This is a genomic window from Lactococcus sp. DD01 (assembly GCF_001578715.1).
Lineage (GTDB): Bacteria > Bacillota > Bacilli > Lactobacillales > Streptococcaceae > Lactococcus > Lactococcus petauri.
In genome coordinates, this window is record NZ_KQ968939.1 from 817,249 (window position 1) to 830,803 (window position 13,555).

Genomic DNA, 13,555 nt, shown 5'->3' on the forward strand with positions numbered 1-13,555 from the left:
ATTCTATTGATAAATATACTTGGGAAAAACTGACCAGCCAGTTTTGGTTGGACACACGTGTCCCTGTTTCAAATGACCTTGACGATTGGCGCAAATTGCCTCAAGTTGAACGTGATACTTTTGCGAAAGCTTTTGCTGGTTTGACTCTCTTGGATACTTTACAATCTGTAGACGGTGCAGAGGTGCTCAAACATGATGCACGTACTCCTCAAGAAATCGCATGTTTCAACAATATCCAGTTTATGGAGTCCGTTCACGCCAAATCTTACTCTACAATCTTTAGTACTTTAAATACAAAATCAGAGATTGAAGAGCTCTTTGATTGGGTCGATACAAATGTTTACATGCAAAAGAAGGCAGAAATCATCAACGATATCTATCAAAATGGTACAGCACTTCAGAAGAAAATCGCAAGTGTCTTCCTTGAAACTTGCCTCTTCTACTCTGGTTTCTTCACACCACTCTGGTATCTCGGCAACAACAAGATGATCAACTCTGCTGAAATCATCAAACTTATTATTCGTGATGAAAGTGTCCACGGCACTTATATCGGTTACAAGTTCCAACTTGGTTTCAACGAATTATCTGAAGAAGAACAAAGTGAACTCCGTGATTGGATGTACAACTTGCTCTACGAACTTTATGAGAACGAAGAAGCTTATACACACTTGCTTTACGATGAAATCGGCTGGACAGATGAAGTCTTGAAATTCCTTCGTTACAATGCCAATAAGGCACTTATGAACTTAGGACAAGATCCCCTCTTCCCCGATACAGCAGCGGATGTCAACTCTGTTGTAATGAACGGTATCTCTACTTCTTCGTCAAACCATGACTTCTTTAGTCAAGTTGGTAATTCTTACCTGCTCGGTGAAGTTGAAGCTATGTCAGATGACGACTATATGATTGGTATGAAATAAGATGAAAAGATTAGGAATTGTTTCCTAATCTTTTTTGATTTGTTTTCTTGATATTGTTAATTTGTGGAGTACTATTGTCGAATAATAAAGGCAGGGCGGAGAAGCACCTGAGGCATGTTGGTATGATTTTCAACAAGCCCTCCCGTACCACCATTAATAACCCAATGATTATCTGGCGTACTAGGAGTGCGTAACTCCCACCAGCTATTCCCACTGCCCTGACCGATACGATTTCCTGCATTCATAAACCCTATTCCTCCAGTAGCTGACAAGTGCTGCACATCTGCTAGAGAAAGGGAAAACGCACGGCGCACGCCACCCTCTGCTTCTGGAGTCACTCTTGTCCTATCCGCAATAACCTCAGGCATATCTAGGTCCGCAAAGTCCCTGACCACCCAGCCTCCTGCAGTAAGTCCAACGCTAGTCCCAAAAGTGCTTCCTGTGTCAAAAGCCGCACCTACATTTACAGGCTGTATCGCATTTTTTATCGACTCTGGAAGAACAGTGTCAACCCAATTGGTAAAGGCAGCCTCTCGATTCTCTCCCGGGACAACAAAACCGTTCTCAAGGATAATCAAGTGCAAACCATTGCCCAAATTTTCTAAATAACGGTATGTCTGATGCCCCCCCATCCAAAATAGTGTTGTTTCCGAAGCCCTCATGAGCCTAAAGTTCAAGGTGTTAAAATCGTTCTCCGGGTTCAATAACACGTTTTCTCGTACTTCATTACTATTGATTCCCTCAATCAGTAGATTCAAATTTGGATGGTGTTGCCCCTCCTCATCAGGGGCTAGAAATTCCTCACGATGCTCAGGACTGACCAAATCACTCGCTACATGGATAGCATAATAAGCTAAACCGTTAATCCCTCTTGCTTGGTCTGTCATTTCCGCGGCATCCAGTAAGTAAGAGGTTGCTTGTCCGGCTTCCAGCTTACTTGCCCAATATGCCCAGCCTGTCTGATGGTCGATAACCCAAAAGTTACCGATTTTCTCATCATCATCAAGCTCAAGCCATTCTGCCATAGTTATTGGGGCCTTCTCTTGACTTAGATTTTGTGCAGTGTCACGTCTCCCTGTGGAACCTGGCCACCTGCCTGCAGTATTCTCGTAATAGTCATCCGCAACCCAGAAGTCTGCTTCACCGTTTCCAGGATGAGTTGCGTCACCTGCCACATAGTCGAGTGCATCACCTGCGGCAGCTGTCCTCAAATCAGTATTGTCAAGATTAAATGTAGGTAAATACCAAGGTGTGGTGTCACTTACTCGCCCAAAAGTAAGATTCGAGAAGCGATTAAAGTCCACCCCGCCTGTTCCTAGCCGTGTATTGATATTGGTGGGTGACGGACGATAAATAGACCATGTTTCTACATCATCACGTTCTGTACCAGACACTACAGGTCTCCAGCTATCTTGGCCACGTTCCTGAATTGTCATAAACTCCGACAAGCGAACGCGCACCATGATCGGACCTTCTCCATAATTTTCGACAAAAACGTCTTTGTTTTCTGTCTCCACATCGTAATAATCATGGACACGTCCTCCGACATTATTATCAAGTAAGCGCTCATTGATGACCTGCTGGTTGAAGGCGGTAAAGGCAAAAGTACCACCTACGAGGAGGAGTAAGGAGAGTAATAGTATATTCCTTAGTTTCTGTTTTTTGCTCTGCTTCATAGCCTCATTTCTCCTTTCACTCGTTTTTTATTCCATACCGCGGAGAAAGTCAAAAACGTCCTGTGTTCTAAGGACGTCGGATTGTAAGCAGAAAAAGAGCAGAAAATTACTGCTGTGCTGTGCTGTGCTGTGCTGTGCTGTGCTGTGCTGTGCTGTGCTGTGCTGTGCTGTGCTAAAAGATTATAAGCCATCGCATTTACCTCGTCAAGTTTTTGTTATCTATAAGAAACGCTAATAACATTTTATAATCTTATTGTAATGTATCTTCTAAGTTTTTCAAAATAATATCTGGGCACTCTTAATGATGACTTTCTAGTTTTTACTCAGGGTACAAGTTAATTTAAGGACAAAAAAATAAGTTCTACTTTTTAGTAGGACTTATTTTCATTTTTAAACTTTCAAGAAACGACGCATTGAAGTTACTGCTCCGAGTGAACCGATCAAGATACCGATAAGGAAGAGTAAGCCAACCATCATTGGCACAAAGGTGTCTGCGGGAAGCAGATATAGACTTTGTGGTTTCAAGCTTGGTGTGAAGCTTGTGAAAGCTAGGTTATAAAGCCAAGCTATCAATACACTTGGGACAATAGCTCCCAAGAGTCCAACCCAAGCACCTTCCAGGAAGAATGGCCAACGAATATAACCATTACGCGCACCCACCAATCGCATAATCTGAATCTCACGTTGACGTGACATAATCGTGATACGGATTGTGTTTGAGATGAGGAAGACAGCAACTAAGATAAGTAGAGCTGCTGCTGCACCACCCCAAATCTTCACGTTATTCCCTAAAGCAAGGATACGTTCTGTATTGGCACCACCATAGTTTGCAGATTGGATACCGTTGATTTTCTTAATAGCACTGGCAACTTTTTCGACATCTTGTGGGTTATCTGCTTCAACGATATAAGCATCGTAGAGCGGGTTAGCATCACCTTGGAAAAGAGCCCAAGTGCTGCCCAATGTCTCTGTCAATTGCTTAAGTTGTTCATCTTTACTTGAGAACTTGATTGAAGCAACATCAGGGATTTTTTCAATTTCTGAATAAATTTTACGATAGTTTGGATTGTTGATTTCTTTCTTAGGATTTTTTGGATCTTCAATTTTCTTATCCATATCATGAATATTCAAATCCATATATGCAACAATACGTACATTTTTTTCGATATCACTGGACAATTTCGCCGTATTTAAAATAACTGAGAGAAAAAGTCCGACTAAAGTCAAAGTAATCATTACAGAGGAAACTGCTGCTACAGTCATCCATCCGTTACGACGGAGATTTTTCAGTGATTCCAATAAATGTTTAAATAAATTTCTAATCATCGTAACCGTAATCTCCTTCCGCTTGGTCTCGAACGATACGTCCATTTTCAATAGCAACAACGCGGTGACGTAATGTGTTTACGATTTGGCTGTTGTGAGTTGCCATGAGAACAGTTGTTCCTTGCAAGTTAATTTTTTCGAGCAAATTCATAATTTCCCATGAATTTTCTGGGTCCAAGTTTCCTGTAGGTTCGTCAGCAATCAAGAGTTTAGGCGCATTAGCGATTGAACGTGCAATTGCTACACGTTGTTGTTCACCACCTGAAAGTTCATCAGGGAAAGAACGCAATTTATGTTTTAGGCCTACAAGATCCAAAACTTCATTGACACGTTTTTTGATTTCGCGTGGACGTTTTCCGACAACTTCCATTGCATAAGCGATATTCTCATATACAGTCTTCTTCGGCAAGAGTTTGTAGTCTTGGAAGACAACCCCTACAGAACGACGTAACAAAGGCACATCACGACGTTTAAGTTTCATCAAGTCAAACTTTGCAACGACGCCTGTCCCCTTGTCAATTTTTAGTTCATGGTAGAGCAACTTAATAAAGGTCGACTTACCAGCTCCAGACGGTCCAACAATATAAACAAATTCTCCTGCTTCGATGTCAAGAGAGATGTTACGTAAGGCTGTTGTACCGTTAGAGTATTTTTTTGATACATTATTTAATTTAATAATACTCATTATCCCTAGTCTCCATTGAATTGTTTTGCAACTTTTTTCTTCCCCTTTCTTCTCTATAAAGAGGGAAGGGAGTTCCTTTTTTGAAACTATTTTTTCTGCTCCAAAAAAACAAAGTTCTTCTCATTATACCAGATAAAAAGATTTTTAGGTATAAATTATTTTACAGTTTTTCTTTAAAGTTACAAATGAATTTCGCTTGAATTACCAACTTACATTTTCCAACGTAGGTAAGCATGGATAAAGCCATCAAGATCTCCGTCCATTACTTTATCAATTTGCCCTGTCTCATACTCTGTTCTTGTGTCTTTGACCAACTGATAAGGCATAAAGACATAAGAACGAATTTGACTTCCCCAAGAGATGTCTGACTGATCACCACGGAGTTCGTCGACTTCGGCTTGTTTTTTATCCATCTCTAATTGATAAAGTTTTGATTTCAGCATGGCCATTGCTTTGTCTCGGTTACCGTATTGTGTACGGTCCATTGTAGAAGCCACTACAATTCCAGTAGGAACGTGTGTCAAACGTACACCTGTTGAGACTTTATTGACATTTTGCCCACCTGCACCACCTGAGCGGAAAGTATCCATCTTAATATCTGCATCGCGAACATCAACTTCAACTGTATCATCAAGTTCTGGCATGACATCTACCGAAGTAAATGAAGTATGACGACGGTTTTGTGAGTCAAAAGGCGAGATACGCACCAATCGGTGTACTCCCTTTTCGCCTCGTAAGAAGCCATAGGCATTTCGGCCCTCAAATTTTAATGTCGCTGATTTTAGACCTGCAACATCTCCGTCTTGATAATCCAAAACTTCTACCTTGAAGCCGTGTGCAGCGCCCCAGCGTTCATACATACGCATGAGCATGCTGCCCCAGTCTTGTGACTCGGTTCCCCCAGATCCTGGGTGAATTTCCAAGATGGCATTCATGTGGTCATAAGGTTGGTTGAGCATGATTTCCAACTCGTAAGTTTCAATCTTTTTACCTAACTTCTCAACGTTCTCTTCAAGTTCGACTTGCATATCTTCACCGTCTTCTTCCTGAAGCATCTCCAACAACACTTCACTGTCCTCATGAAGTGTTGCAATTGACATGAAGTTTTCATACTTTGCCTTAAGCGCATTTGATTCATCAATGACTTTTTGCGCAGCTTCATTATCATTCCAAAAGTCAGGCTCAGCCATATCATTATCAAGCAAAGCGATTTCTTCTTCTAAGCGATCTAAGTCAAGTGAGCCACGAAAATCTTCGACTTTCTGACCATATGTCTCTAGTTTATTTCTAATTTCAGATAGTTCCATAGGCTCTATTCTAGCATATTTGTCCAAAAAAAGACAGCAGCTCTAAGGCTCCTATCTTTTTCGTGGTCGAATACGATGCTTGTTTTCGAGTTTTTCAATCGCCCATTCGGCAGCATCTACCATATAATCCCTAACATCATTCTCAGCGATTTCGTGCAACTTAGGTAATGCTGAGCGATCATTTGCATTTCCTAAGGCATAGATCGCATTGCGTTGAATAGGATTCTTCCCTCGCCAGCTGCCTGCCATATTGCCAAATTTATTCGCAAACTCTTTATTAGATAAATCCAAAAGTGGGAGCAGCTCTGGGTTTGTCAAGTCTGGATCGGGCTCCATTTCCGGGTGGAAATGGCTGTTTATTCCCTTATTATAGGGACAAACCACTTGGCAAATATCACAACCATAAATTACCGTTTTAATTTTTTCACGGTATTCTTCTGGCATCGGCCCCCGTGTTTGTGTTTGATAAGATAAGCAACGCTGCGCATTTAAGCGCCCATCTCCTAAAAGTGCCTTCGTCGGACAGAAATCGACACAGCGTGTACAAGAGCCACAGCCATAATCGACAGGCTGATCTTCCTCAATCTCTAAATTGGTCACCAGTTCGCCCAAAAACATCCAAGAACCGTACTCCTTGCTGACGAGTAAACCGTTTTTCCCCACAAATCCCAAACCTGCACGCGCAGCTACAGCGACATCCACAAGTGCACCTGTATCCACCATGGCTGTATAGTTAAAACGACCCGCTATTTTTTCTATCCCTTCCGCAAGTTCTTTTAACTTTCGGCGAAGCACATGATGATAATCTTCACCCCAACTTCCCCGGGAGAAGGAGCCTCGGCGAAATTCTGTTTTTTCGGGCTTTTCTTCTGCCTTATTAGGATAGGCTATACCGATGGATATGATTGTTTTTGCATCTTCGAGAGACAACTTTGGTTGTAAACGCTCATCGAGATTTTTATGTTCAAAACCAGACGTGTGTCCTGCTTCTTTCTGTTCAATCAAAGAGGCACGAAGATATTCAAAATCATCCGCTTTTGTAAATCCAATTTTTTGAATATTGAGGTCTGCCGCAAGCTTTTGGATCTCTTCTTTTAAACTTTTCATCTGTTAAACCTTTCTTTATAGACATCTTAACATAATTTTTACCAACAGCCTTCATAATTATGTTAAAATAAGCATTAGATTATTAAGAAACACGGGGTAAAACATGGCTTTCGACGGTATTTTTTTACATCATATGACAGCTGAAATTTCTGAAATCCTTAAAGGAGGACGAATTCAAAAAATCAATCAGCCTTTTGAACAAGAACTTCTTTTAACGGTTCGTTCAGGAAGAACATCACATAAATTATTATTATCTGCTCATCCAACTTTCGGCAGAATCCAAATCACTAAGACAGACTTCCAAAATCCTCAAAATCCCAATAATTTTGTCATGATTTTACGCAAGTACCTGTCTGGCGCTTTTATTGAAGATATTGAGCAAGTAGGCAATGACCGCCAATTGATTTTCCATATCTCAACCAAAGATGAAATTGGTGACGCTATGAAGATTGCACTGGTTGCTGAAATCATGGGGAAACATAGTAATATTATCCTTATGGATAAAAGCAGCAATAAAATTATTGAATCCATTAAGCATGTCGGATTTTCGCAAAACCAATATCGTACCCTTCTTCCCGGTTCGACTTATATTGCCCCTCCGGCAAGCGATAAGGTCGATCCTTTTACAGCTTCTGACGAAAAGATTTTTGAGGCACTGCAGACACATACATTACAGTCAACCTTTCAAGGTATCGGGCGTGATAGCCTCCAAGCTTTAGAGAACTTGACACTTCCGGAATTCAAGGAAAAATTGCATAAAGTCCTTCCTTCAATCTATCCTAATGATAAATTTTCGGCCATTCAACTTGCGGAAGACTATCAAGAATTTCCCAGCTTATCTGAAATGCTCGATGTTTATTATGCGGATAAAGCCGAGCGTGATCGTGTAAAGCAAGTTGCTAGTGAAGTGATCAAAAAAGTTCAAAATGAGCTTAAGAAAAATCGTGACAAGCTCAAAAAACAGGAAGCGGAGTTACGTGCTACAGAGAATGCTGAGATTTTCCGCCAAAAAGGAGAGCTGCTTACAACCTTCCTTCATCAAGTTCCAAACGATAAGCCTGAAGTGACCTTAGATAATTATTATACCAATGAGCCAATCACGATTAGCCTAAATCTTGCACTTAGTCCTTCACAGAATGCCCAACGCTACTTCCACCGCTACCAAAAATTAAAACAGGCTGTGAAGTTTCTTGGCGATCAAATCGCGAACACTAAACAGACAATTTCTTACTTGGAATCTGTTGAAGCTAATCTTACGCATGCTGACGTCGTTGAAATTGCCGATATCCGTGAAGAACTCATCCAAACAGGATTTGTTAAGGCAAAATATCGGAATAATAAAAAACAAAAAATGCTGCCTCCAGAAAAGTATCAAGCTGAAGATGGAACGATTATTCTTGTCGGTAAAAATAACCTTCAAAATGAGCAAGTCAGTTTTAAACTCAGTCGTAAAGGTGACCTCTGGTTCCATGTGAAGGATATTCCTGGTTCCCATGTCTTAATTACTGGGAATGCAAATCCTTCAGATGAAACGATAACTTTCGCCGGAGAACTCGCAGCTTATTTTTCTAAGGCCCGTTATTCTAACTTAGTACAGGTTGATATGATTGATGTGAAGAAACTTCATAAGCCAACAGGAACTCCTCCAGGATTTGTGACTTATACTGGTCAAAAAACTATTCGTGTTACGCCTGATGAGACCATCATCAAAAATGCAAAAATAAAATAAAAAAAGTTCACATATAATTTTTGTGAACTTTTTAGTTTATCAAAGTCCCGTTAAATTTTCTATGTAAAAATTGTCAAAAACCCTTTAAAACACTGAAAACTTTAACAACTTGTGAAAACGCTTCATTTTTAGGTATAGAAAGTTCTTTATAAAAGCCCCGATATTTGTTATAATAAAATGTAATTATTTTGTCTAAAGTGTAGCTATATTAGGGCTTTCCAGTAAGTCTTTCTTTTTTAACTTTAGGCATTATGTCATAAATTTTTTTAGAAGGAGCCGCCATGGCCAACGAAAATGTTATCCAAATGATCAACGTTACCAAAAAGTTTGGTGACTTTGTCGCAAACGACAAGATCAACTTGGAGCTGAAAAAAGGTGAAATTCACGCCTTGCTCGGTGAAAATGGTGCCGGTAAATCAACTCTGATGAACATGCTCTCTGGTCTTCTGGAACCTACAGAAGGCGAGATTCATGTTAACGGCAAACTCGAGCAAATAGACTCTCCAACAAAAGCTTCTCAGCTTGGTATCGGTATGGTTCACCAGCATTTCATGCTGATTGATGCCTTTACTGTTACTGAAAATATCATGCTCGGAAGTGAAGTGACGAAAGGCTTAAGCCTTGACCTTAAAACAGCTCGAAATAAAATCGTGGAATTGTCAAAACGTTATGGACTTTCTGTCGAACCCGATGCACTTGTTCGCGATATCTCTGTTGGACAGCAGCAACGTGTTGAAATTTTGAAGACACTTTATCGTGGAGCAGATATCTTAATTTTTGACGAACCTACAGCTGTGCTGACTCCCTCTGAAATCACTGAGCTCATGGAAATCATGCGCAATTTGGTTAAAGAAGGCAAGTCCATCATTCTTATTACCCACAAGCTTGATGAAATCCGTGCGGTAGCTGATCGTATTACTGTTATTCGCCGCGGTGTTTCTATTGAAACAGTCGAACTGGGAGATAAGTCAAATAAAGAACTCGCTGAAATGATGGTGGGGCGTTCTGTATCTTTCAAAACGGAAAAAGAAGCTGCTCAACCGCAGGACGTTGTTCTCTGTATTGATAATATTTCTGTTAAAGAAAAACGTGGTTCCTTCGCTGTAAAAGGACTTTCTTTAGATGTCCGTGCTGGGGAGATTGTCGGTCTTGCTGGTATTGATGGCAATGGTCAAACAGAATTGATTAAAGCCATTACTGGTTTGATGAAGATTGATTCTGGTTCTGTTAAACTCAAAGGTAAAGACATCACCACTCACAAACCTCGTAAAATCATTGAAGATTCTGTAGGTCATGTCCCAGAAGACCGTCACCGTGATGGTGCAGTACTCGAGATGACTGTTGCTGAAAATATTGCGCTTCAAACTTATTACAAAGCACCATTAAGTAAGTACGGTTTCTTGGATTACAATAAAATCAATGCTAAAGCCCGCGAACTTATGGAAGAGTTCGACGTCCGCGGTGCTGGTGAACAAATTCCTTTCAAATCACTTTCAGGCGGGAACCAACAAAAAGCTGTTATTGCGCGTGAGGTCGATCGTAATCCTGACTTGCTTATTGTTGCTCAACCAACACGTGGGCTTGATGTCGGTGCCATTGAATATATCCACAAGCGTTTGATTCAAGCACGTGATGAAGGAAAAGCTGTGCTCGTTGTATCTTTTGAATTAGATGAAATTCTGAATGTTTCGGACCGTATTGCTGTTATTCACGATGGACAAATTCAAGGAATTGTCAGTCCTGAAACGACAAGCAAACAAGAACTTGGAATTCTCATGGTCGGAGGTAATATCAATGAACAGCAAAACTAAAAAAATCCTTGTACCTATTATCGCCGTACTTTCTGGTTTCTTAATTGGTGCAATCATTATGCTCATCTTCGGCTTTAATCCTATATATGGTTACGAAGATTTAATTATCGGTGCCTTTGGTACACCACGTGCCATTGGTGAAACACTTCAAACTATGGGACCTTTGATTCTTTGTGCCTTAGGTTTCTCTGTTGGTATGAAGGCCGGTCTCTTTAATATCGGTATGTCAGGTCAGGCTCTTGCAGGTTGGATTATGTCAATGTGGTTTGCTCTCAGTTTCCCTGATATCCCTAAACCAATTATGATTCCATTAGTAATCATTATCGGTATGCTCTTTGGAGCTCTTATGGGTGCAATTCCTGGTATCTTACGTGCTTTCTTAGGTACTTCGGAAGTCATCACTACCATCATGCTTAACTATGTCATCCTCTTTATGTCAACCTTCTTGATTCATGATGTCTTTAGTTCAAAAATCATGATGCCTAACTCAACTGACCAAACAAAATTGATTAGTGCAAATGCTTCCTTCCGTACAGGTTGGTTGTCAGATTTGACAAATAATTCAACCTTGAATATTGGCCTTTTTATTGCTTTAATCGTTCTTGTCATTATGGCTATTGTCCTTTCTAAGACTACACTTGGTTTTGAAATTAAGTCTGTCGGTTTAAATCCAGATGCTTCTGAGTATGCAGGAATTTCAGCCAAACGTACAATCATCATGTCAATGTTAGTTGCCGGAGCTCTCTCAGGTCTTGGCGGTGTAGTTTACGGTTTTGGATACATGCAAAACTTCGTTACACAATCCGCAACACTAGACATTGGTTTCAACGGTATGGCTGTTGCACTCTTAGGTGAAACAAATCCTGTCGGTATCCTATTTGCTGCCTTCTTGTTCTCAATGCTTCAAACAGGTTCAGGAAATATGAGTAATATCGATAATATTCCACCGCAAATTGTACAGATTGTCACAGCTACAATCATCTTCTTTATTGCCGTAAAATATATTATCGAAAAGGTTCTCCCAAATATTAAGAAGAAAGGAGAAAAAGCATAATGAATATCGTAGATACATTGCAAATTATTGTTGCAAATATGCTTATTTACTCAACACCTCTAATTTTTACAAGTATCGGTGGAGTATTCTCTGAACGTGGTGGTATTGTCAACGTTGGTTTAGAAGGTATTATGACAATGGGGGCTTTCAGTTCGGTCGTCTTTAACCTTACTTTCACAGAAACATTTGGTGGAATGACACCTTGGCTCTCCATCCTCTTTGGAGCATTTATTGGTGGTATCTTCTCCCTGATTCATGCGGTAGCAACCATTAACTTCCGCGCTGACCATATCGTCTCAGGTACAGTTCTTAACTTAATGGCTCCTGCGCTTGGCGTATTCTTAATTCAAACGTTTTACAATGCTGGACAGGTAAATATTACTAACCAAATTGGTTACTGGAATTTCCCCGTTCTCTCAAAAATTCCTGTGATTGGACAAATCTTCTTCTCACAAACTTCACTACCAGGATTCCTTGCAATTCTCGTTGCCTTCCTATCTTGGTATCTTCTCTTTAAAACGAAATTCGGACTTCGTCTCCGCTCAGTAGGTGAAAACCCTCAAGCAGCAGATACTCTCGGTATCAATGTTTACCTTATGCGTTATGCTGGGGTTATCATCTCCGGTATCCTTGGTGGTATTGGTGGTGCAATTTATGCCCAATCTATCTCAGGTAACTTCTCTGTAGCTACAATCGCAGGGCAAGGTTTCATCTCATTGGCTGCTATGATCTTTGGTAAATGGAATCCTGTTGGAGCGATGCTTGCTTCCCTCCTCTTTGGACTTTCTACCTCACTGGCAGTTGTAGGCGGCCAAATTCCCGTTATCAAAGAAATTCCTTCTGCCTTCCTCCAAATGGCACCATACGTAGTGACTATCATCGTTCTTGCGGCCTTTCTTGGAAAAGCTGTCGCACCTAAAGCTGATGGTGTTAACTATATCAAAACGAAATAAAATCAAAAAGCATTTCAATTTGAGATGCTTTTTTTATTAATCGAATCATATATCACATCATTACGGATGGTTACTTATTTATTTTCAAAATAAGTTTTTTGAGGAGATAAACGAGTACGACAATTAAAACTATGATTAGTATAAAAACTATACTAACTAAAATCAATTATTATATACCACTATCCTATTAGAATTATCCAGTCTTACTCGAACCCACCCTGTCCAAGAAAGTACATTGTGTATTGGTGTATTAAAACCAAAGCGTGCCGTTGCTTGCCTACTATGATCAACTTTTACATTAGAGGAACGAACAGGCATTGCTATAATGTAATTTAAATCATATGCGGAAAGTATCCTATTATTAACTACTCTGATATAATAAGTAACTCTCCAGCCAATCCCCCAAGCGCTTATCCTATATCTTCCATTAGCTATACGATTTAAATTACTGTTTTCAAGTATTACTGAAAAATGAGTTTCTTCTCCATTCTTGTCTCTCACTGTCTTAGTTTCTCCCTCTTGTGGTAAAGCTTCTAAATCAAAAGTCGAATCCCTTACAAGAGTATATTCCACTAATGAAGAAGCGCCCGCTCCGTCTTCTGCATAAGCAATGGAAGCAGAAAATAGTACAAAAGCTAAGAATAAAGTTACTATGCTGCTTAAACGAATAATAGTCCTTTTCACGATATTTCCTTTCTTTTTCCAATTTTTTATGGGTGACACATCTCAACTATGAATAATTAACCTCCTTATCTTTTTTCTATATAAAAGTTCCTTTAAATATAAATCATCTAGAGCTCTTTGATAATCCATATTTAATTAGATATATCCTACTTTACATAGCTTTCATAATTTTTCTGATACCAGTTTTTCATGAGTCCATCATACATATAAGAAGCTTTGCAGATAGACTTCATTGTAGTTTTATACTGTACTTTTCCAGTTTGTTTGTATTTAAATAAACATTCTACAAAAAGACAGGCAATT

General features: G+C 39.9%; 11 protein-coding genes and 1 pseudogene. 5 read left to right on the forward strand and 7 right to left on the reverse strand.

Annotated elements, in window-relative coordinates; all coding sequences use genetic code 11:
• Nucleotides 1–920, forward strand: a 920-nt coding sequence (gene nrdF, locus LACDD01_RS03955; RefSeq protein ID WP_082779264.1) for a class 1b ribonucleoside-diphosphate reductase subunit beta, incomplete at its 5' end; no start/stop codon positions are given.
• A 71-nt stretch (nt 921–991) separates the two neighbouring features.
• On the opposite strand, the gene LACDD01_RS03960 is transcribed toward nrdF, so the two are convergent.
• The 5 genes from LACDD01_RS03960 to queG form a co-directional block, all read right to left on the reverse strand.
• Nucleotides 992–2,596 carry a hypothetical protein gene (locus tag LACDD01_RS03960; RefSeq protein WP_061413276.1) on the reverse strand — a complete coding sequence of 535 codons (1,605 nt, stop codon included), beginning with the start codon at nt 2,594–2,596 and terminating at the stop codon, nt 992–994.
• A gap of 390 nt (nt 2,597–2,986) precedes the next feature.
• The gene (gene ftsX, locus LACDD01_RS03965) at nt 2,987–3,922 is read right to left on the reverse strand and encodes a permease-like cell division protein FtsX (RefSeq protein WP_019293704.1); all 936 of its coding nucleotides are present in this window, start codon (nt 3,920–3,922) and stop codon (nt 2,987–2,989) included.
• Nucleotides 3,915–4,607: a cell division ATP-binding protein FtsE gene (gene ftsE / locus LACDD01_RS03970; RefSeq protein ID WP_017369093.1), complete on the reverse strand. Its 693-nt coding sequence runs from the start codon at nt 4,605–4,607 to the stop codon at nt 3,915–3,917. The genes ftsX and ftsE overlap by 8 nt, the downstream gene beginning before the upstream one ends.
• Nucleotides 4,608–4,816: 209 nt before the next feature.
• Nucleotides 4,817–5,914 carry a peptide chain release factor 2 gene (prfB, locus tag LACDD01_RS03975; RefSeq protein ID WP_061413278.1) on the reverse strand — a complete coding sequence of 366 codons (1,098 nt, stop codon included), beginning with the start codon at nt 5,912–5,914 and terminating at the stop codon, nt 4,817–4,819.
• Nucleotides 5,915–5,965: 51 nt separating this feature from the next.
• Complete coding sequence (queG, locus tag LACDD01_RS03980) at nt 5,966–7,021, reverse strand: tRNA epoxyqueuosine(34) reductase QueG (protein WP_061413280.1); 1,056 nt, start codon at nt 7,019–7,021, stop codon at nt 5,966–5,968.
• 103 nt (nt 7,022–7,124) lie between these two features.
• On the opposite strand from queG, the gene LACDD01_RS03985 reads away from it, so the two are divergent.
• The 4 genes from LACDD01_RS03985 to LACDD01_RS04000 all read left to right on the forward strand — a co-directional run bounded on the left by LACDD01_RS03985 (nt 7,125) and on the right by LACDD01_RS04000 (nt 12,568).
• Nucleotides 7,125–8,750 (forward strand): Rqc2 family fibronectin-binding protein, encoded by a 1,626-nt coding sequence (locus LACDD01_RS03985; RefSeq protein ID WP_061413282.1) that lies wholly within the window; start codon nt 7,125–7,127, stop codon nt 8,748–8,750.
• Between the two features lie 281 nt (nt 8,751–9,031).
• Nucleotides 9,032–10,561 carry an ABC transporter ATP-binding protein gene (locus tag LACDD01_RS03990; protein ID WP_004258328.1) on the forward strand — a complete coding sequence of 510 codons (1,530 nt, stop codon included), beginning with the start codon at nt 9,032–9,034 and terminating at the stop codon, nt 10,559–10,561.
• Nucleotides 10,545–11,615 carry an ABC transporter permease gene (locus tag LACDD01_RS03995; protein ID WP_019292477.1) on the forward strand — a complete coding sequence of 357 codons (1,071 nt, stop codon included), beginning with the start codon at nt 10,545–10,547 and terminating at the stop codon, nt 11,613–11,615. The genes LACDD01_RS03990 and LACDD01_RS03995 overlap by 17 nt, the downstream gene beginning before the upstream one ends.
• Nucleotides 11,615–12,568 carry an ABC transporter permease gene (locus LACDD01_RS04000; protein WP_019293707.1) on the forward strand — a complete coding sequence of 318 codons (954 nt, stop codon included), beginning with the start codon at nt 11,615–11,617 and terminating at the stop codon, nt 12,566–12,568. The genes LACDD01_RS03995 and LACDD01_RS04000 overlap by 1 nt, the downstream gene beginning before the upstream one ends.
• Before the next feature lie 162 nt (nt 12,569–12,730).
• Here LACDD01_RS04000 and LACDD01_RS04005 read toward each other — a convergent pair whose 3' ends face one another.
• Both LACDD01_RS04005 and LACDD01_RS12635 read right to left on the reverse strand, forming a co-directional pair.
• Nucleotides 12,731–13,252 (reverse strand): DUF5626 family protein, encoded by a 522-nt coding sequence (locus LACDD01_RS04005; RefSeq protein WP_197458026.1) that lies wholly within the window; start codon nt 13,250–13,252, stop codon nt 12,731–12,733.
• 146 nt (nt 13,253–13,398) lie between these two features.
• A pseudogene (locus tag LACDD01_RS12635) lies at nt 13,399–13,555 on the reverse strand (transcriptional regulator); the annotation flags it as partial.

Bases quoted from the DNA above. Each gene is read 5' to 3' on its own strand.
- prfB (WP_061413278.1), bottom strand. From the start codon at position 5,914: ATGGAACTATCTGAAATTAGAAATAAACTAGAGACATATGGTCAGAAA.
- LACDD01_RS03995 (WP_019292477.1), top strand. From the start codon at position 10,545: ATGAACAGCAAAACTAAAAAAATCCTTGTACCTATTATCGCCGTACTT.
- LACDD01_RS03990 (WP_004258328.1), top strand. From the start codon at position 9,032: ATGGCCAACGAAAATGTTATCCAAATGATCAACGTTACCAAAAAGTTT.
- LACDD01_RS03960 (WP_061413276.1), bottom strand. From the start codon at position 2,596: ATGAAGCAGAGCAAAAAACAGAAACTAAGGAATATACTATTACTCTCC.
- ftsX (WP_019293704.1), bottom strand. From the start codon at position 3,922: ATGATTAGAAATTTATTTAAACATTTATTGGAATCACTGAAAAATCTC.
- LACDD01_RS03985 (WP_061413282.1), top strand. From the start codon at position 7,125: ATGGCTTTCGACGGTATTTTTTTACATCATATGACAGCTGAAATTTCT.
- LACDD01_RS04000 (WP_019293707.1), top strand. From the start codon at position 11,615: ATGAATATCGTAGATACATTGCAAATTATTGTTGCAAATATGCTTATT.
- ftsE (WP_017369093.1), bottom strand. From the start codon at position 4,607: ATGAGTATTATTAAATTAAATAATGTATCAAAAAAATACTCTAACGGT.
- queG (WP_061413280.1), bottom strand. From the start codon at position 7,021: ATGAAAAGTTTAAAAGAAGAGATCCAAAAGCTTGCGGCAGACCTCAAT.